The sequence below is a fragment of the Anaerococcus nagyae genome (assembly GCF_040364225.1).
GTDB lineage: Bacteria > Bacillota > Clostridia > Tissierellales > Peptoniphilaceae > Anaerococcus > Anaerococcus nagyae.
Map to the genome: position 1 here is coordinate 1,393,580 of NZ_AP031484.1, position 19,254 is coordinate 1,412,833.

At 30.8% G+C, this 19,254-nt stretch carries 15 protein-coding genes and 1 pseudogene; 4 read left to right on the forward strand and 12 right to left on the reverse strand.

Annotated elements, in window-relative coordinates; all coding sequences use genetic code 11:
• Positions 1 to 16 precede the first annotated feature (16 nt).
• The 9 genes and pseudogenes from fusA to ABXG81_RS06865 form a co-directional block, all read right to left on the reverse strand.
• Positions 17 to 2,089: an elongation factor G gene (fusA, locus tag ABXG81_RS06825; RefSeq protein ID WP_117522063.1), complete on the reverse strand. Its 2,073-nt coding sequence runs from the start codon at positions 2,087 to 2,089 to the stop codon at positions 17 to 19.
• Positions 2,090 to 2,103: 14 nt separating this feature from the next.
• The gene (gene rpsG / locus ABXG81_RS06830) at positions 2,104 to 2,574 is read right to left on the reverse strand and encodes a 30S ribosomal protein S7 (RefSeq protein ID WP_117522062.1); all 471 of its coding nucleotides are present in this window, start codon (positions 2,572 to 2,574) and stop codon (positions 2,104 to 2,106) included.
• A gap of 146 nt (positions 2,575 to 2,720) precedes the next feature.
• Positions 2,721 to 3,134 (reverse strand): 30S ribosomal protein S12, encoded by a 414-nt coding sequence (rpsL, locus tag ABXG81_RS06835; protein ID WP_117522061.1) that lies wholly within the window; start codon positions 3,132 to 3,134, stop codon positions 2,721 to 2,723.
• Between the two features lie 141 nt (positions 3,135 to 3,275).
• The gene (locus ABXG81_RS06840) at positions 3,276 to 4,037 is read right to left on the reverse strand and encodes a MurR/RpiR family transcriptional regulator (RefSeq protein WP_245325749.1); all 762 of its coding nucleotides are present in this window, start codon (positions 4,035 to 4,037) and stop codon (positions 3,276 to 3,278) included.
• On the reverse strand, positions 4,021 to 4,332 hold the full coding sequence (locus tag ABXG81_RS06845) for a hypothetical protein (protein WP_245325750.1): 312 nt from the start codon (positions 4,330 to 4,332) through the stop codon (positions 4,021 to 4,023). The genes ABXG81_RS06840 and ABXG81_RS06845 overlap by 17 nt, the downstream gene beginning before the upstream one ends.
• 159 nt (positions 4,333 to 4,491) lie before the next feature.
• A pseudogene (locus tag ABXG81_RS06850) lies at positions 4,492 to 4,692 on the reverse strand (MurR/RpiR family transcriptional regulator); the annotation flags it as partial.
• A gap of 73 nt (positions 4,693 to 4,765) precedes the next feature.
• Positions 4,766 to 6,094 carry a 6-phospho-alpha-glucosidase gene (locus ABXG81_RS06855; RefSeq protein ID WP_353528623.1) on the reverse strand — a complete coding sequence of 443 codons (1,329 nt, stop codon included), beginning with the start codon at positions 6,092 to 6,094 and terminating at the stop codon, positions 4,766 to 4,768.
• Between the two features lie 35 nt (positions 6,095 to 6,129).
• Positions 6,130 to 7,575 (reverse strand): PTS transporter subunit EIIC, encoded by a 1,446-nt coding sequence (locus ABXG81_RS06860; RefSeq protein ID WP_353529249.1) that lies wholly within the window; start codon positions 7,573 to 7,575, stop codon positions 6,130 to 6,132.
• The gene (locus ABXG81_RS06865) at positions 7,494 to 7,769 is read right to left on the reverse strand and encodes a PTS mannitol transporter subunit IIABC (protein ID WP_353528624.1); all 276 of its coding nucleotides are present in this window, start codon (positions 7,767 to 7,769) and stop codon (positions 7,494 to 7,496) included. Before ABXG81_RS06865 ends, ABXG81_RS06860 begins: the two co-directional genes overlap by 82 nt.
• A 218-nt stretch (positions 7,770 to 7,987) precedes the next feature.
• Between ABXG81_RS06865 and ABXG81_RS06870 the strand changes: the two genes are divergently transcribed.
• Entirely contained in the window at positions 7,988 to 9,454 is a 1,467-nt protein-coding gene (locus tag ABXG81_RS06870; protein ID WP_353528625.1) for an FAD/NAD(P)-binding protein, read from the forward strand.
• Between the two features lie 65 nt (positions 9,455 to 9,519).
• A complete protein-coding gene (tpx, locus tag ABXG81_RS06875) occupies positions 9,520 to 10,017 on the forward strand; it encodes a thiol peroxidase (protein ID WP_209814651.1) in 498 nt (165 codons plus the stop codon).
• 185 nt (positions 10,018 to 10,202) lie between these two features.
• On the opposite strand, the gene ABXG81_RS06880 is transcribed toward tpx, so the two are convergent.
• The gene (locus ABXG81_RS06880; RefSeq protein ID WP_353528626.1) at positions 10,203 to 14,213 is read right to left on the reverse strand and encodes a hypothetical protein; all 4,011 of its coding nucleotides are present in this window, start codon (positions 14,211 to 14,213) and stop codon (positions 10,203 to 10,205) included.
• 250 nt (positions 14,214 to 14,463) lie between these two features.
• On the opposite strand from ABXG81_RS06880, the gene ABXG81_RS06885 reads away from it, so the two are divergent.
• Both ABXG81_RS06885 and ABXG81_RS06890 read left to right on the forward strand, forming a co-directional pair.
• Entirely contained in the window at positions 14,464 to 15,465 is a 1,002-nt protein-coding gene (locus tag ABXG81_RS06885) for an MsnO8 family LLM class oxidoreductase (RefSeq protein ID WP_353528627.1), read from the forward strand.
• A gap of 139 nt (positions 15,466 to 15,604) precedes the next feature.
• The gene (locus tag ABXG81_RS06890; RefSeq protein WP_353529250.1) at positions 15,605 to 16,456 is read left to right on the forward strand and encodes an aldo/keto reductase; all 852 of its coding nucleotides are present in this window, start codon (positions 15,605 to 15,607) and stop codon (positions 16,454 to 16,456) included.
• 221 nt (positions 16,457 to 16,677) lie between these two features.
• On the opposite strand, the gene glmS is transcribed toward ABXG81_RS06890, so the two are convergent.
• Positions 16,678 to 18,501, reverse strand: coding sequence for a glutamine--fructose-6-phosphate transaminase (isomerizing) (gene glmS, locus ABXG81_RS06895; RefSeq protein WP_288223174.1), 1,824 nt, complete (start codon positions 18,499 to 18,501; stop codon positions 16,678 to 16,680).
• 421 nt (positions 18,502 to 18,922) lie between these two features.
• On the reverse strand, positions 18,923 to 19,063 hold the full coding sequence (locus ABXG81_RS06900) for a hypothetical protein (RefSeq protein ID WP_288223175.1): 141 nt from the start codon (positions 19,061 to 19,063) through the stop codon (positions 18,923 to 18,925).
• Positions 19,064 to 19,254: the final 191 nt, after the last annotated feature.

Below are 19,254 nucleotides of genomic sequence, written 5' to 3' on the forward strand. Positions count from 1 at the left end.
ATAATCTCCTATTAAATTAATCGTTTAATACTTGTTCTTTTACTGATTCTGGCACTTGAGCATAGTGATCAAATTGCATTGAATAGGTTGCTCTACCTTGAGTCTTACTTCTTAAATCAGTTGCATAACCAAACATTTCTGATAGTGGGATGAAGGCATCTAATACATGGATTCCATCTTTTGGATTCATACCATCTATTTTACCTCTTCTTGAAGAAACATCTCCCATTACATCACCTAAGTATTCATCTGGTGTTGTAATTTCTACTTTTTCTATTGGTTCTAATAGAACTGGTTTTGCTCTTTCAACTGCATTTTTAAGACCCATAGATCCTGCTACGTGGAAGGCTACTTCTGATGAGTCGACTTCGTGGTAAGATCCATCATAAAGGATTACGTGCATATCTACCATTGGATATCCACCAAGGATTCCTGAGGCAGCCGCTTCACGAACACCTTCTTCAACTGGTCTGATGTATTCTTTTGGTACAGAACCACCGACAATTTGTGATTCAAATGTAATTCCTGAGCCTTCTTCGCCTGGGATTATTCTTAAGTGAACATCACCGTATTGACCAGAACCACCTGATTGTCTTACAAATTTACCTTGAGCTTCAGCTTCTTGGGTAATACCTTCTCTATAAGCTACTTGTGGGTTACCTATATTAGCTTCTACTTTGAATTCTCTTAAAAGTCTATCTACGATAATTTCAAGGTGAAGTTCTCCCATTCCTGAGATAATTGTTTGTCCTGTTTCTTCATCTGATTTTGTAACGAATGTAGGATCTTCTTCAGCTAGTTTTTGAAGACCTATAATCATCTTATCTTGAGATGCACGTGTTTTTGGCTCTATAGCAACTGAGATTACCGGATCTGGGAATTCCATTTGTTCTAGGATAATTTGATTATCTTGTATACATAATGAGTCACCTGTTGTTGTATCTTTAAGACCTAATAAAGCAACTATATCCCCAGCATAACCTGTTTGGATTTCTTCTTGTTTATTAGAGTGCATTTGCATGATACGACCAACACGTTCTCTTTTTCCTTTAGTCGCATTGTAAATATAAGAACCTGATTCAATTGTACCTGAGTAAATTCTTGTGTAGATTAACTTACCTACATATGGGTCAGTGACAACTTTGAATGCAAGTGCTGCAAGTGGTTCATCATCGCTAGGTTTTCTATCGATTTCTTTTTCAAGATCAGCAGGGTCAGATCCTACGATGTTTGGAACATCTACTGGACTTGGCATAAACTCGATTATTGCATCAAGTAGTGGTTGAACACCCTTGTTTTTATAAGCTGAACCTAAAAGACATGGGAATATCTTTTGTTCGATAGTACCTTTTCTGATAGCTGATTTGATTTCTTCTACAGAAATTTCTTCACCTTCTAGATATTTCATCATGATATTATCATCAACTTCTGATAATTCTTCTAGTAGGTTATTTCTATATTCTTCAGCTTGTTCTTTAAGTTCCGCTGGAATTTCTCCATATATTGGGTGAGCACCTAAATCTTCTGTATTGTATGTTACAGCTTCCATTGTTATAAGGTCAACTGCACCTTCAAATTCTTGCTCAGCTCCTATTGGAATTTCAATTGGAACTGCATTTGCTTTTAATTTATCTTTGATTGTATCAACTGCCATGAAGAAGTCTGCACCAGTTGCATCCATTTTGTTTATAAAACAAATTCTTGGGATATGGTACTTATCTGCTTGTCTCCATACAGTTTCTGATTGTGGTTCTACACCACTTTTTGCGTCGAATAAAGCTACAGCACTATCTAGTACTCTAAGTGATCTTTCTACTTCTACTGTAAAGTCAACGTGTCCTGGAGTATCGATAATGTTAATTCTATGGTCTTTCCAAAAAGCTGTGGTTGCAGCAGATCCAATTGTAATACCACGTTCCTTTTCTTGGTCCATGGAGTCCATTACTGCTGTACCATCGTGTGTATCACCTATTTTATATATTTTACCAGTATAGTATAACATTCTTTCTGTTACAGTAGTCTTACCCGCATCTATGTGGGCCATGATTCCTATATTTCTGGTATCTTTTAGTGCTACTTGTCTAGGCATTTATCCCCCTGAAATTAATATCTGTAGTGTGCAAATGCTTTATTTGCTTCTGCAGCTCTGTGCATTTCTTCTTTTCTCTTAACAGCTGCACCAGCGTTGTTAGATGCATCAATGATTTCTTTTGATAATCTTTCAACCATAGTTTTTTCTCCACGAGCACGTGAAAAATTAACTAACCATCTAAGAGCTAAAGTTTGTCTTCTTTCTGGTCTAACTTCCATAGGAACTTGGTAGTTAGCACCACCAATTCTACGAGCTTTAACTTCAAGTGTTGGCATGATGTTTTCTAGTGCTTGGTAGAATACTTCTAGTGCGTCATTTCCTGTTGTTTCTTCTATAATGTCAAATGCATCATAGACAATTCTTGTTGCAATACCTTTTTTACCATCAAGCATAACATTGTTGATAAGTTTTGTTACAACTCTATCGTTATACTTAGCGTCAGGCATTACTTCTCTTTTTGGTATATGTCCCTTTCTTGACACTTTGCTTCCCTCCTTTACCAATTATTAAGTAATATCATTAGTACTCGACTAATCATTGTCGTAAGTGTGCACACATATACCATAATTTTAATAAAAATTTATTTTTTAATTATAGGTACATTATGCACTTATATTAATTTTATGATCTAGTTTTGGTTCTTTTTAGCACCGTATTTAGATCTACCTTGTTTTCTTCCGTCTACTCCTGCTGTATCAAGAGTACCTCTTATGATGTGGTAACGCACACCTGGAAGGTCCTTTACTCTTCCACCTCTAATTAGTACAACACTGTGTTCTTGTAGGTTGTGACCAATTCCTGGGATGTATGAAAGTACTTCAGCACCATTTGTAAGTCTAACTCTGGCAACTTTACGTAAAGCTGAGTTTGGCTTTTTAGGTGTTACAGTTCTTACTGATGTACAAACTCCACGTTTTTGTGGTGATTGGTTAGGAGTAACTCTACTTTTTAAAGTATTGTAGTTGTAACCTAAAGCTGGTGTGTTTGATTTTGCTTTTGTACTTTTTCTACTTTTTCTAACAAGTTGGTTAATTGTAGGCATAATGCACCTCCTTTTCTTTTAAAATTTAATAAATTGGCAAACTTATGCCAATCCTTAAATATTCTACTATGATTTATTTTAAAAGTCAAATAAAACTTGTAATTTTAAGCTTTATTGTTTCAAATATAGATTTTAGGAAAATCATTTACTATCTTTGTTTTCTTTATAGGATAAATATTTAAGTATGATAAAATCTATCACCACGTAAAACTGAGATATAGGTGAAATATTAGTCCTACTTTCGTATTCAAAAACCTCATGAGTTACAAACGGAATATTGTAAGTAGACATTTGAGCAAGGCTATTATTAGAAAGTTTTGTAATGGACGCTAGTACAGGTTTAGTCTTTAGATTCTTTAGAAAATTAATCATTTCATTATTTTCACCACTTAAACTAAAGGCAAAGATAACATCATTTTTATGTATTTTTTCAATAATTACATCAGGGCTTTCTTTATCTATAACATAAACCATCTTATCAACTGTTAGAAAGTTTCTTTTTAGTTCATCAGCCGCATTTTTTTGGGTATATCCGCTTGCTATAGCATATATATGCTCTGCCTTTTCTAAATCTTTAAATAAGTCTGAGAGGTTTAAAGAAATCATCATAGTCATTGTTAAAAGCAGATCATTTTTTGTATATTCTATTTCATTATCATCAAATTTACTTTCTTTTGTATTAGACCATTTGACTATATATCTTAGTTCGCTATAACCATCAAGGCTAATCTTTTTTGCAAAGCTTACTATAGATGATGGAACAAGTTCAAGAGTATCAGCTAGCTGATTAATATTAAGCGATAGAAACCTATCTTTATCAAGCATAATATAAGAGTATATTTTAAGATCGTTCTTGCTTAATTTATCGTAATTTTCACTTACTAAATCAGTTAGTATCATCATTAGCCTTTCTATAAAATTTAAATAGTTCTTCTAAAGCTTTAACATAAGAACTCATTAGCCTTACTCCATCATAATTATCAGAAAAATACATATTATAATCCACATTGCTTGCTCTATCATAAGTCTTACCTATTACTATCTTTAGACAATCAATACTAGCTATCTTAAACATGAGTTGTTTACTATAAACGTCATTACCAAAATCCACTATAAATACACCACTATTTTTAAGCATTTTCTCTGTAAAAGCGCTTATCTCCTCACCACCACTATAAGTCTCAGCTAAAACTCCCATCTCCTGAAGATACATTTTTATAGTAAATTTAATTATTTTTTCATAACCTCCATTACCATATATAAAGATCCTATCACAGGATTTTATTTTTTTATATATCCCTCCTAGACTTTCGTCAGCTTGAAAATATGAGTCTTTTTTATTGTTATTGATATAATATTTAAGTTCACTATATCCTGAAAAACCAAGTTTTTTGGCAAATCTTAAAACACTAGTTCTTGATGTAAAGCATCTAGAAGCAAAGTCATTTATAGATATATCAAGACCTAATCCATTTTTTGAAATTTCATTAGCTATTGTTATATCAGTATTGCTTAATTTTCCTTCATTTTCTTTTAATAAATTAGAAATATCTATAATATATCACCTCAATATAAAACACCGTTTAATATATAAATTATACATTAAACGGTGTTTATTGCTATTAGCCAGATTAGTTAAGTTCCGGCCAGTATTCTTTGTTTGCTTTTATGAGATCATCTAAAATTGCTTTGGCCACTTTTGCAGAAGGCACTGTGCTTGATAATGTCAATGCTTGCCATAATTTTAGATAAGAATGTTCAATCCAAGCTTCTACTACTAGTTTTTCAACCGATACTTGTTGTTCCATAAGTCCTTTTTGGAATTGTGGGATATATCCTTGGTTAATTTTCTCAAATCCATCTTTACCTACTAGGCATGGGATTTCCACCATTGCTGTTGGATCAAAGTTTGGTACCGCTCCATCATTTGGAACTATTAGTAAGAATCTTTCTTTTGTATTTTCTGCTAGTGCACGTGCAAGATCTACTATATAAGTAGCATGGGCATCTAGCTCGATTTCAATATCTTTTGCTGTTCCAGCCTCTATTATTTTTTGACACATAGAAAATACGTCTTTTTCTCTATGCCCACGCACTTCATCTACTCTTGTATGTTCAGGATCTGTATGTTCTAGTACAAAATCTGGATAGAAATAGTATTTTAAATAAGTGTTTGGTATTGTTTCTGGATCTAGAGCATATACATCTTTTGCCTTAGTAAATGTTTCCATCCAAGATTCTTCCACGTGTTGTCCGCTTCCTATACCATCAGCAAATCCTGTTTTACTTACGTGTTCTTTAATTTGTGGTAATAGGTCATTACCCTCTTTATCATTTATCGCTGTAAACCATCCAAAGTGATTTAGTCCATAATACGAAAAATCTAGTTCTTGCCATTCCTTAAGTCCTACCATATCTGCCATCTTATACATAAGGTCGATTGGCATATCACAGATATTGATTACTTTTGAATCAGGTCTAAGTCTTCTTGTTGCTTCCGCTACTATAGCAGCTGGGTTTGAATAATTTAGCATCCAAGCATCTGGTGAATACTTTTCCATATAATCAATGATTTCAAGTACTCCACCTATTGACCTCATACCATAAGCTATTCCACCAGGACCAGTTGTTTCTTGTCCAAATACACCATGTTTTAGAGGGATTTTTTCATCCTTATCACGCATTTCATATTTACCAACTCTAAGTTGAGCTAGAACAAAATCTACATCAGTGAATCCTTCTTTAGGATCTGTAGTATATAAGAAATCAATTTCTGGATGTCTTTCCTTAAGTATAATTTCCATTGCCCCACCAATTTTTGCTTGGCGATCTTCATCGTTATCATATAACTTGATAGATCTGATCGGAAACTTATCTAAGTTATCTAGTAACATCCCAATTATTCCTGGTGTAAATGTTGATCCACCACCTGCGATCACGATTGAATATTTGTTAGCCATAATTTTCTCCTTTTTCTTTTTGTTAACTTTCTTACTTATTCGTTTTCCTCTAAGATTTCTCCAAATGCATCTGCAACATATTGGATATCCATTCCTACAATTACATGGACAGAATTACCGTTTTTGGCGGTACCATAAGTTCCTATTTCTTTAAAGTAGTCATCACTTTCTACTAGGCTAGGGTCTTTGACATTCACCCTAAGTCTTGTCACACAGTTTGTGAAGTCCTTGATGTTATCTGGACCACCAAGACCTATTAAAATTTCATCGGCCATAGTTTTAAATTTATCAGCACCAGCTTTTTTATTTTTTTCTTTAACTACAGTCTTATCTCCACTAGCTTCTATTGAAGTTGTCTCAGTTTCTTTTTTATTTCTTTCCCTGTATTCTTTTTTAGAATATAGTTTAGCTGAATCTTTATCAGCAGTTCTTCCTGGTGTTTTAAAGTCAAACTTTTCTATTAAAAAAGTAAAGACAAAATACCAAACTACTATAGCAACCAGGCCAATAACTAACATTATCACATATGTTTTCCAATGATTAGCTGCAAGTGGTATCCAGTTTAAGGATGCCATTTCTATAACCCCACCAGAAAATATTCCTACTACTCCAAAGGCATTCATAATCATCGATAGAATAGATGCAAGTACTGCATGTACCACAAAAAGTTGCGGTGCTATAAAAAGAAAAGTAAATTCTATAGGCTCTGTAACGCCACTTAAGACTGCAGTGAGTGCTACTGGTATCATAAGACCAGCAATCTTCTTTTTATTTTCCGGAAGCGCTGTCTTATAGAAAGCTAAGGCGACACCCACACATCCAAATATCTTTGACCAACCTGTAGCTGTAAGTTGAGCATAAGGAGCAATTTCCTTAAGAGAGCCAGTAGCAGCTGCAATTTGTGGTAAATTTTGTGCCCAATAAGCATAGATGCCACCAGGTACAACCAAACTATCATAAAACATTGGAGCATATAATAAGTGGTGAAGACCAAACGGAATTAAAAGTCTTTCTAAAAGAACAAAGATTCCAACTCCCCATGTTCCCGAATTAAGAATTACGCTTCTAAACGAAGCCATTCCATGTTGAATTTTTGGCCAGATTAGAACCGCAAGAAATGCTACAGGAATCATCATTATAAATCCAACTCCAAGCACAAAGGCTGATCCTTTGAAGACCCCTAGAGCTTCGGGAAGCCTTTTATCAAAGTATCTATTATGTATCCAAATAGCTATGCCTGAAATAACTAGAGCACCCATCATACCCATATCAAGGGTTTTTATGTTTGCTATCATAGCAAGTCCACTTGCACCACCCACTTCTTGGCTAAAGTCCACACCAAAAGTTGGCCCCCAGTGCTTTAGTATTGTAGATACATAGTTTAAAAATACTAAATATATTACAAAAGCTTCCATGCTTGCACGAGCATTTTGTTTTTTGCCAAACCTATAGGTAGGGCAATTGCAAATAATAATGGCAATTGATTAAATACAACCCATGCACCTGATAGAATCATATCCCAAATACCAAACCAAATTGTACCTTCTGAAGCAACTGGCCCCATAATTGCTTCAGTAGTAAATAAGGTTCCAAATCCTATTAGTAAAGCTGAAACTGCAAATAGCATTACTGGCGTGAACATAGCTCCACCAAATTTCTGGATTTTTTCCATCATAATATTCCCCTCCTTTGAAAACGTATTTATCTTTACTAATATATTATTATCATTTGTTATCATTGTCAATAAACGTTGGATATTAGGTATTTGTGTGTATTATTTAAAAATATTTTTTAGATGTGATTTTTCACAAAATAATACTTTCATGAGTTATGAGCTAGCAATTCTCTCTTAAATGGGTAATAATTTGTAACAGTATTTTACAGGAGGAAATTATGAACGTAGCTATAATTGGTTGTGGAATAGGTGGCATCTACATACTAAAAACGATTATAGATCACCCAAATTATCATAATAATATAAACTTACATATATTTGAACCTAGGAAAGAGCTAGGTGTAGGACTAGCATATGAAAATGATACTAAATATAAATTATTAAATGTTGATGAATCATATATGTCCTTAGACTTGCATAATCCAGATCATATAAATAATTGGATCTTAAATAATGATAAATATAGTTGTAAAATAGAATCTATGCTTCCTCGTAAAGTATATGGAAAATATATTAAAGATACTTTTGATACTTACTTAGATAGAAAAAATATACATATTCATCATGAAGAAGTTATAGATTTAAATGAAATTAATAACAAATACAAGATAAAAACAAATATTAGAGATTACGAAGAAAGTTTTGATACTATATTCTTATCAATAGGACAATCTCATTATAAGGACGATTATAAACTAAAGAGTAAAGATAAATTCATTTATAATCCTTATCCTCTAAAAGAAAACTTAGTTATTGATCGGATAAATATGGATACTTCTATTGGAATCATAGGAGCTGGACCAACTTCTATAGATATCTATAGATTTATCAAAAGAAAGTATAAGCTAAACAAACCTATATATTTTTTCACAAAGTCATCATCTTTTCCAGTAGTAGAAATACCTTATAAATATGAAAGAAAAATATGCTCTATAGATGATAGTTGGATAGATGAACATATCAATGATAAAGGTTTTATTGATCTTTATACTATTAAAAATACGTTTAATAATGATTTTAAAAGGTATGGCTATGATTTTAATAAAGTATACGAAAGATATAAAGATACAGATATAAAAAAATATAAGCTAGCCTTAGAAGAAAATGATAGATCTTTAGCTTTTACACAAAATTATTTAATGGAATTTTGGTATGTCGCTGCTAAATTATATAACAGTTTAAGTGGCTTAGATAAAGCTTATGCAGATGATAATTACGTCCATAAAATAGACTTTCTTATAACCAAAACTCCTACTGCTACTATGAAGGATTTGATAAGTAATTATGATAAGCAAAGTATAAAAATAATCAAAGAAACTAACGAAATAATTGTAACAGATAAGGATAATTTTATAGTAAAAAGAAAAAATAATAAAGATATAGAAATAGATTTATTAATAAATGCTCAAGGATTTGAAAAAGAACTTGTTAAAGCTATCAAAAAAGATACTCTGCTTAATAATCTCTACGATCATAAATTTATAGAAGCAGATGTAGATGGCAAATACATCAAAGTTGCCTATCCATCATATAATCTTATTAATAAAAAATATGGAATAATGAATAATATATACCTTTCTGGTATGTGGGCAGGGTCTACGGATATCTTAAATAATGATATAAGATCAATTATCCAAGCAAGTCAGCTTATGGCTAATAATTTTATGGCAAAATTATCTGATTAGGTTATACTTTTGTAATCTTGGGGTATAATTTAAAAGTAAATAGGATTAAATTAGGAGGAATTATTATGGATATAACATTTGGGGGAAATAAAGTAAACTTATTAGGTCAAGAAATTAAGGTTGGAGATAGTGCTCCTGCATTTAAAGCAACAAAAAACGATTTAAGCGAATGGAGCAGTACTGATTACGAAGGTAAAATCGTAATTTATTCTGTAGCACCTTCTCTTGATACTAGCGTATGTGCTTTACAAGCAAAAAGATTTAACAAAGAAGCAGCTAGTCTTGATGGAGTAAATGTAGTTACAATTACAGAAGACCTACCTTTTGCTCAAGCTAGATTCTGTTCTAACGAAGACATTGAAAATACAATTATGATTTCAGATTATCAAAATCGTGAGTTTGGTGAAAAATTTGGCTTCTTAATGGATGAAAATAAACTTTTAGCTCGAGGCGTTGTTGTAGTTGATAAAGATGGCAAAGTAGCTTATGTAGAATATGTTCCAGAAGTTACTAATGAAGTTGACTTTGATAAAGCTCTTGAAGAAGTTAAAAAATTAATCTAATTTAAAATAAATAGAAGGGCTGTTACAAAATTATGAATAACCCGTCCCATCATTAGAAAATTCTCTTAGGAAATTTTTTTACATAGACTGCTCTCATGGAGGCAAAATTTCCGTAGAGCTTCTTCTAATAATTTGGGAAAGATTTATTCATTCTCCAACAGCTCTTTTAAAATCTTATATAATATTTAAATATCTTGCCAGTTCTTTTTACCACTAGCTATATTCTTTATATATTTACCTACTCCATTATTTTTTATCATATCCCTATCTATGAAATACACGCCTGCTGCAGATGCTAGCATCTTGATATGGGAAGTATCGTCATTTGAGTTTGAAGATATGAGCACTGGTTTAGCATCCATACCAAATTGTTTAGTATGATTATTAATTTCATATAGATCTTCACTATTTATATTATTTTCAACGGTAGATATAATTATTGTAGAAAAACCTTTAGTACATACTATATCTAAGATATTCTCTATAGCTTTACTATCCTCTCTATAATCATCATAAGCCTTCCATCTAAGATTAACTCTTATCTTGATTTCATCAAAGAAATCAGCATATTTAATAAGTTCAAAATATGTATACACTCTAAGCATACTTCCTTTATCTTCATATCCGTTAAAAAATTCCCTAAATGAAAGATCACCATATTCATAACGGAATAAAACAAAATCATCACCACTTTTTACATAAGGGGAATTTTCGATTTTGTTAAAAATTCTAATAGAATTTCCACCATCTGATTTATCGATATCTAGCATAATTTTATTAACTCTATTAGCAAATTCTTTAGGGTTGTCAACTTTATACTTATATTGAAAACTTAACTTATTCGAAACTATTAAATAACTGTATTCATAGTTTTTTTCTAATAACTGTGTCTTTACTAGATCAAAACCCTCATTATATTCCCACATATTTTTTGATATAAATTCGCCAAGGTTTCTTGATAAATCATCATTATAAGAATGAAGCCTTAGATAACCAGGATTTGCCGGAAATTCATATTCTATTAGTATATCTTCCTTAATCAGTTCATCTAGAAGATGCTTTAAACTCTTATATTTCTTAGTGTCATATCTTCTGAATTTAAAATCACCAACTTCTAATAAGCTATGCTCATCTTCTCTTTCAAACTTATCAAGATTTAGAATGCATAGATTACGGCTATATTTTATAGCTTCTACAAAATTTTGCCAATCATTTGAATCCATATTTATATATGCTTGCCATAACCTAGGATAATGTTTTATTAATCTTGTTATATTAGATATGCTTGGACTCTCGTATACCATAGCATTATTTAAAAAGAAAGTTTCTTCCACAGTAAGGGAACTTTTCATACTATAGAATTCTAAAGCTTTATAGTTTCCGAACCAATTATTTGATCCAATATATTCTATATAATCTATATCCATAAGCTCAGGTCTTTTACCATCTAGATGACTATTTAAGGTCAGGTCTACAACTGAATTTTCCTTATTATAATATTGGAGTTGATCATAAGTAATGACTTCAATATATATATACTTTTGTAGTCTTTTATTTTTCAAAAAGCTTTCAATTCTATCTATTTTCTTACTATCTACAGGCTTATCACTTAAAAATATAAGTTTTTCTGGATAAAATTTGATAGTTGCTATGATATTAGCCCATAAATTTTCATCATCATCTATAAAAGGTTTATAAATAGTCTTAATTTTCTCAGATGATATCAAAGGAATAGAATCAATAATCATATAATCTATTAGTTTAATATCTAATTCTTTATTCCTCCTAATAATTAAATCTAGATCACTTTTTATTTGAATATAATCATTACTTAAAGTCTTTAAATCAGGACTAGCTTCATATAATATCTCTTCTATCTCATAAGTCAAAACATTTAATGAGTTATTAGCGTAAAGCTCATTTTCTATAATTTTATAAGATAGATTAACAAACTTAATCCATAATGGTCTTAATCTTCTTAAGAAATCATTATCATCCCGTAGCGTGTTGTTTAAAACATTTAATAATCTAAATTTTACCTGATCTTCTTTATAAATAGTTTTTTCTACAATTAATTTGTCTATATGATTTGAAACTTCAGTTAACTTATCAATATAGCCTTTTTTTCGCAATCCAGCATTACTATTAGTTATTAAAGGATGAAACTTATTTTGATAGTCAGCATAACCTTTTTGATCTACATAAGCATAGGAGTTAAGCTCAACAGTAGTAGGAATTCTATATCCTTGAGATATCATAAATCTATTCCAAGAATGGTGTTCGCTATCCGCTAATATATCTCTAATATTTATTTCATCAGTATTGTTTTTTGCTCGCAAAAGCATTTTATAGAAATTAAGTGGTGCTTGATCATCATCTTCTATTCCAGCCATAAATAGGTAATATTCCATAGATAAGGCCACTCTTAAAGAGGTCTTTAGGTTATAAAAGTTTTCTTCTAAAAATTCTTTCCATATATCATCATAATCAACTCGCTCACCTTTATTTACAATTACGTGGAGTCTATAAATATCAAAAGCCTCTTCTAATAACTTATCATTAAATTTCCTATTTTTGAATGTAGAAGTTGAAGCTAAGTCAAAATTATAATAGGATATATTTTTTTCTTGTCTAATATCCACTCTATGATTATTTCTTGAATAATTAAGAATAACTCTTTTTTGATTATCTAATCTAAACTCTTCATACAAGACATCACCCATTCTGCTATAATCATAACCCGTATCATCTAATATTAGAATATAAGATTCTTCTATTCTTTCTTTATAAGATTTGAAGTTAATATAAGCGTACGGTTTATCAGTGATATCTGTATTTATATTATTATTTACAATCCTTCCATTTAGCTTTATTTCTGTACTTTGAGCTAATAATGGATTTTCATTAAGCATCTGCTTATAAAACTTTTTAGGATTTTTATCGTATAAATTAATATTAAGATCTACATCTTTTATTATTACAGTTGAGAATATAAAGCTAAAAAATATTCTAGAAAGGTCATTGTTGCCCACAATTGCAACATCAATACTTTTTAAATCATCTTTCTCAATTATATAATTATAAAGTCTATTATAGTCTAAAAAATATACTGCGGATAATATATTAGAAAAGTCCTCATTATTTCTAAATCTTAAGTTGTTTTCTATCTTGATGAGTCTATTTTTAAACTCTTCTACACTTATATATCTACGTATAGGTAAAGTTTCCTGTAATAATTTTATAATTTCCTCTACAGCATACTTATTTACTAAAATCTTATTTGACTTATTGCTAAGCTCATCTCTTACATTTCTAGCAAGAAACTCCATATCCTCATTTTCTAAATTAGTAGGATATCTGCCCATTATTAATGTAAAGAATGTAGCTCCTAGCATATATGTATCTATTTCTTCAGTTATAAAAAATTCTTTTCTTTTGTCAATATTCGTAATGTATCTAATTTCAGGAGGAATAAAGGCTCTTTCACTTGGCATAGAAAATTCATTTATATATTCAAGCTCATTGAGGTCAATAGCTGCATCAAAGTCAAATAATTTAACCTTGCTATTATTATAGTCATAGAGTATATTAGCAGGCTTTAAATCCATATAAATGATGTCATTTTTATGAAGATGGATTAGAATATCTGCTGTTTGAATTAGAATATCTACAATCCTTACTAGATCTAAATTATAGTATTTATCGACACTTGTTGCAGTATCTACTTCATAAAGTGAGTATAAATAAGATTTATCAATCTCTACCCTGTAAGGTTTAACTATCTTATCTTCAAGATAAGGATCCATGTCAAGGATTCTTATATGTTTATTATAGGCATCAATAAATTTATCTCGATCTATCTTGATTCTTTTCCTGTATTTTTTATCTATTGCATCAAAATATAATTCTAACTTATTGTAAGGACTTCTGATAGCTTCTATATAGTTCTCATCGTAAGCTGGATAGAATTCTTTCATTATCATCTTTTTTATAGGCGGATATGTATCATCAACTGCTACCTCATATACCAAAGATGAACCTCCAAGTCCTATAAGTTTTTTAACCTCAACCTCATACTTAACTTCACCCATCATACTAATGATATTGAATTTTTCTCCAACAAGTGAACTTCTTGTTGAATTAACTTTGTTATTTAATTGATCAATAAAATTTTCCTGTGAAGTAAAATCTTTCATATTTAATCCCTTTTATTATTAATAATAATTGCTATAATCGCTTTGTAATTACAAGATAATTATATCATCTTAAATAAATTAGTGGTAAAGCACTTTTATATAGAAATGTTTTCCCGTTATAATTATTATACATCATTTTATACTTAAAATATAAGAATATTAAAATTATATCAAATTTTATTACTGAATTATTAATGTATTCTGGTATAATCATTCTAATATTAAATTAATTATTCTAATGGAGGTAAATATGAAATTAGGGGTTCATGATTTAATGTTAAAACAAAATGATAAAACAAATCAAGAATTCTTCGAAGATACTAAAAAATTAGTACATGAATTAGATAAACTTGGTTACGACAGATATTGGTTTGCAGAACACCACGGATATAAAAGTTTACTAGCAGTTGCACCTGAGATAATATCTAGCTACTTTCTATCTATTACTAAACATATGAATATAGGTGCTGGTGGATGCATGATAATGCACTATTCGCCACTTAAGGTGGCAGAAATATTTAAAACTATGGCAGAACTTGCTCCAGGCAGAATTGACCTAGGCATTGGTCGTGCCCCAGGATGTGGAGTTGCAGAAACAAGAGCTTTAAATCATAAGTTCGAGGATAAATCTCCTGACTTATATGATGAAATTGAAGTTATACTTGATTACTTACAAGATGAGAAACCAAAAGATCCCATTTATAGATTTGTAAAGGCTGTACCAAGATATAACGAATCTTTAGTTAACCCACGGATATTAGGGTCTACAGGAAAATCTGCACCTAAAGCTGCTGAGTGGGGATTACCATACTCTTTCGCTAAATTTTTTCTAGTTGAAACACCTGCAGAAGTATTTAAGCAATATAGGTCTGAATTTAAACCATCTATATATGCTGACAAGCCATATATTTCTATGTCCTACAAAATATTAATTAGTGATGATAGAGACGAACTCGAATACTTAGGAAAATCTTTTGAGTATTTCCACATTCAACAAAATAATGGTAAATTTAAAGGTATAATTGATCCTGAAGAGCTTAAAGATTATCATTTTAGCCTAAATGAACAAGCAATACTAAAAAAAGGCTATGACAATAATTTCTTAATCAAAGGATCAAAGCAAGAAGTAGCTGATATTCTAGAAAAAGAAATAGAAGAATTTTATATAGACGAAATACTTTGCTTTGCTCCTATTTTCGGCATTGATAATAGAATTAGCACTTATAAGTCCTTAAAAGAAATATTTGATTAATAAAAAATCAACCCATATTCAACTTGTAGAATTAGGGTTGTTTTTTATCTATAATTTTATAATTACACCTACAATATAATATTCATTATTTTAAAATAAAATAACTTATGCTAAAATCATTATAAATAATGATAAATCGATAAAAAAGAAAGATTTTTATAAATTATTAAATGAGCAACTAGCAAATCTTAGAACTGATCATCTTGATTTCTATCTACTACATTCTTTAGATATCAAAAGATTTAATGATATGGTTGAACTAGGTGTATTTTACTTCTTCAATGAAATTAAGGAAAAAGGATTTGTCAAACATGTTGGATTTTCTTTCCATGATGAATATTCTTCCTTTGAAAAAATTATAAAATCTTATTCTTGGGACTTTTGTCAAATGCAGCTAAATTATCTAGATATAAATTACCAAGCCGGACTAAAAGGATATAAACTTGCAAAAGATATGGAAATACCGGTTATTATAATGGAGCCAATTAAAGGAGGACGCTTAGCAAAGCCACCTGAAGAAATAGTAGCTTTATTAAAAGACTTCACAGACTTAAGTCCAGCTCAAGAAGCCTTGAAATTTCCTCTAAGTCTAGACAATGTTATGACTGTTTTAAGTGGTATGAATGATATTAATCAGGTAAAAGAGAACCTTGATATGGCTAGTTCTGTTGATTGTAATTCCTTATCTAAAGAAGATATAAATTTTTACCAAGCTCGCCAAATCTATAAATCAAAAGAGCAAATAGGATGTACTGCTTGTGAATATTGTCTACCTTGCACAGTAGATATAAACATACCAAAAGTTTTCTCTCTTTGGAATAATGCTTATCTATATGACGAGAGTAAAAAAAGTAAAGTTCAATATAAAGATTATCTAAAGGAAAGTGTAAGTCCAATAGAATGTATAGAATGTGGGAAATGCGAGGGAATATGTCCACAAAACCTTGAGATAATTGAAGGATTACAAAAGGCTAATGAGTTTTTATCATAGCTTTTCTAAATATAAATATGTGATATATACCCTCTTTAAGTAAGGATGGTACTTTTAGAAAATACAGCCATACATTTAAAAATAATCTCTACAACTACACCATCCATCTCATATAATAAAATAAGAAAATAGATGTTTGCCATAAAATATAGGCAAGCATCCATTTATAACAATTAAATAAATATTGTATCTAGTTAATAACTAAATTTCCTAAGCTAAATTTATTCTACTGTAACTGACTTAGCTAAGTTTCTAGGTTTATCAATATCTAGCCCTAATTTTTTGGCTACCTCATATGCTATAAGCTGTTGGGGAATTACCGCAAAAATAGCTTGATATAAATCATCAGTTGATGGAATTTTTAGACAAACATCATATGTCCTCTCTATCTCTTTATTAATCTCTGGACTAATTCCAATGGTGTAAGCTCCCCTAGCCTTTACTTCTTTAATATTTGATAAAGACTTTTCTCTAAGCTTACTTTGAGTAATCAAATTTACAACTGGTACGCCCTCTTCTATTAAGGCAATGGAACCATGCTTTAGTTCACCGCTTGGCATATCCACTGTATTAATATAAGATATCTCTTTTAATTTTAAAGCTCCTTCTTTGGCAGATAAATAATCAAGTCCCCTACCCATATAGAAAATAGCCTTAGCATCTTTTAATTTTTCCGCAATTTTATCAATTTCTTGCTCTTTATCAAGATAGTCTCTGATTAAAGATGGATATGATTTGAACTCACTTATAGTATCTTTTACATATTCCATATCATAAGTTCCTACTTTATATCCAAAGTCAAGACCCAAAAGGTATAAAGCCATTAATTGTGCCGTATAGGCTTTTGTAGAAGCTACAGAAATTTCCGGGCCTGCATCACAATATATAACTTTATCAGCTTCTCTATCTATACTTGATCCAACTACATTGGTTATAGCAAGAACTTTAGTCCCACGTTTCTTTGCTTCTCTCATTACTGAAAGAGTATCTGCAGTTTCGCCAGATTGGCTAATTGTAATCAACAAGCTATCCTTAGTTAGAAAATCCATATTGTATCTAAATTCTGATGCAATTTCTGCTGTAAGAGCCTTGCCTAATGCTTTTTCCAAAGCTTTTTTTCCAATCTCTCCTGCATGAAAAGCTGTACCACAAGCTGTAATATATATATTATCAAAAGCTAGTATTTCCTCTTTGCTAAAAGATGTATCTCCTAGATTTATGAAGTCATCCTTAACTTTTCTAATGAGTGAGTCTTCAATAACTTTGGGTTGCTCATTAATTTCCTTAATCATAAAATGTTCATAACCATTTTTGCTGGCAGAATCTATAGACATATCAACATGACTGATTTCTTTACTAAGCTCATCTTCCTTGTATTCTATTTTGTATTTACCGTCTTTATTTATTGTTACAACTTCTTCATTTTCTAAGTAGATTACATCTCTTGTGTAGTTTAATATAGCTGGTATATCTGACGCAGCAAAGACTCCATTATCAGTAATACCTAATATTAGAGGACTCTCTTTGCGAACCACTACTAAGGACTCTGGATCACGGCTAGAAATTACAGCCAAGCTAAAAGATCCTTCTATAATTTCTATAACTTTTTTTACAGTAGTAGTTAGATTTTCTTCATAGTATTTATCTAACAGATTTGCCACAACTTCTGTATCAGTTTCTGAATAGAAGCTATAGCCATCTTTTATTAAATCCTCTTTAAGTGCTTGATAATTTTCTATAATTCCATTATGAACAATAGCAATATCGTTTTTATTATTCACATGAGGATGAGAGTTTTCTTCTGATGGTTTGCCATGAGTCGCCCATCTGGTATGCCCTATACCAGTACAGGAATCATATGAATAATCTTTTAGTTTATCAACAAGTCCCTTAATATTACCACTTTTTTTTATTACATCAATAGATCCTCCTTGCAATAGAGCAATCCCTGCTGAGTCATATCCCCTATACTCTAACTGCTCTAAACCAGCTATCAACTTATCTTTGCAATTTTGCTTGCCATTATAAGCAACAATTCCACACATTATAAACCTCCTTGTGGTGAGGATTACTGTAATGATTTTGTCTTTCTATTACTAGAAGTATTTGTACATTACTAAGGCTGTAATACCTTTGGAGCATCCGCCGAATCCTTCGATAACTCCATCCCTCGTCAACCCTAAGGTCCTGGCGCTTCTTATATTTTTTCCTCAAAATTTTTGCTATTTTATTATACCATAATTTGCAAATATACTAAATTATAGATTTTTATCTTCTCTTATCTACTAGTATAACCATCAGTTATATGTATTAGTTAAAGCCTCCCATAGATACTTCTTTTATAAGATTGTCATATTCTTCTTATTTCCATCCAGAATCGATAGCCGCAGCATCTGAAGTAAATATAGAATCTGGGATCCAGAAATATGCTGGTGTAGATTGAACACATAGAGCTGTTTCATTTAATCATCCTCTATCTATAGCGACATCAAATGCTTTTCTTACTTTATTATTTGCAAATAATTCATCTTTAAGATTTGGAAGTATATAGTCTTCAGATATCATACTGACATCATCCGTATTGATACCATACATCTTATCAAACACTGACGTCTATTCTTGTAAGTTTGTTGAAATTGAATTGATTTCCTTAGCTTAAAACACATTCATTCTAGTATTAATATCAGTTAGAAATCTTAAGTTTACTTTTCAAGTTGTACCTTATCAGCATCCTAATAATAAAGCTTCATAAACTTCTTTTTATAAAATATTACAAAAACAAAGAGTTGTTACAAATT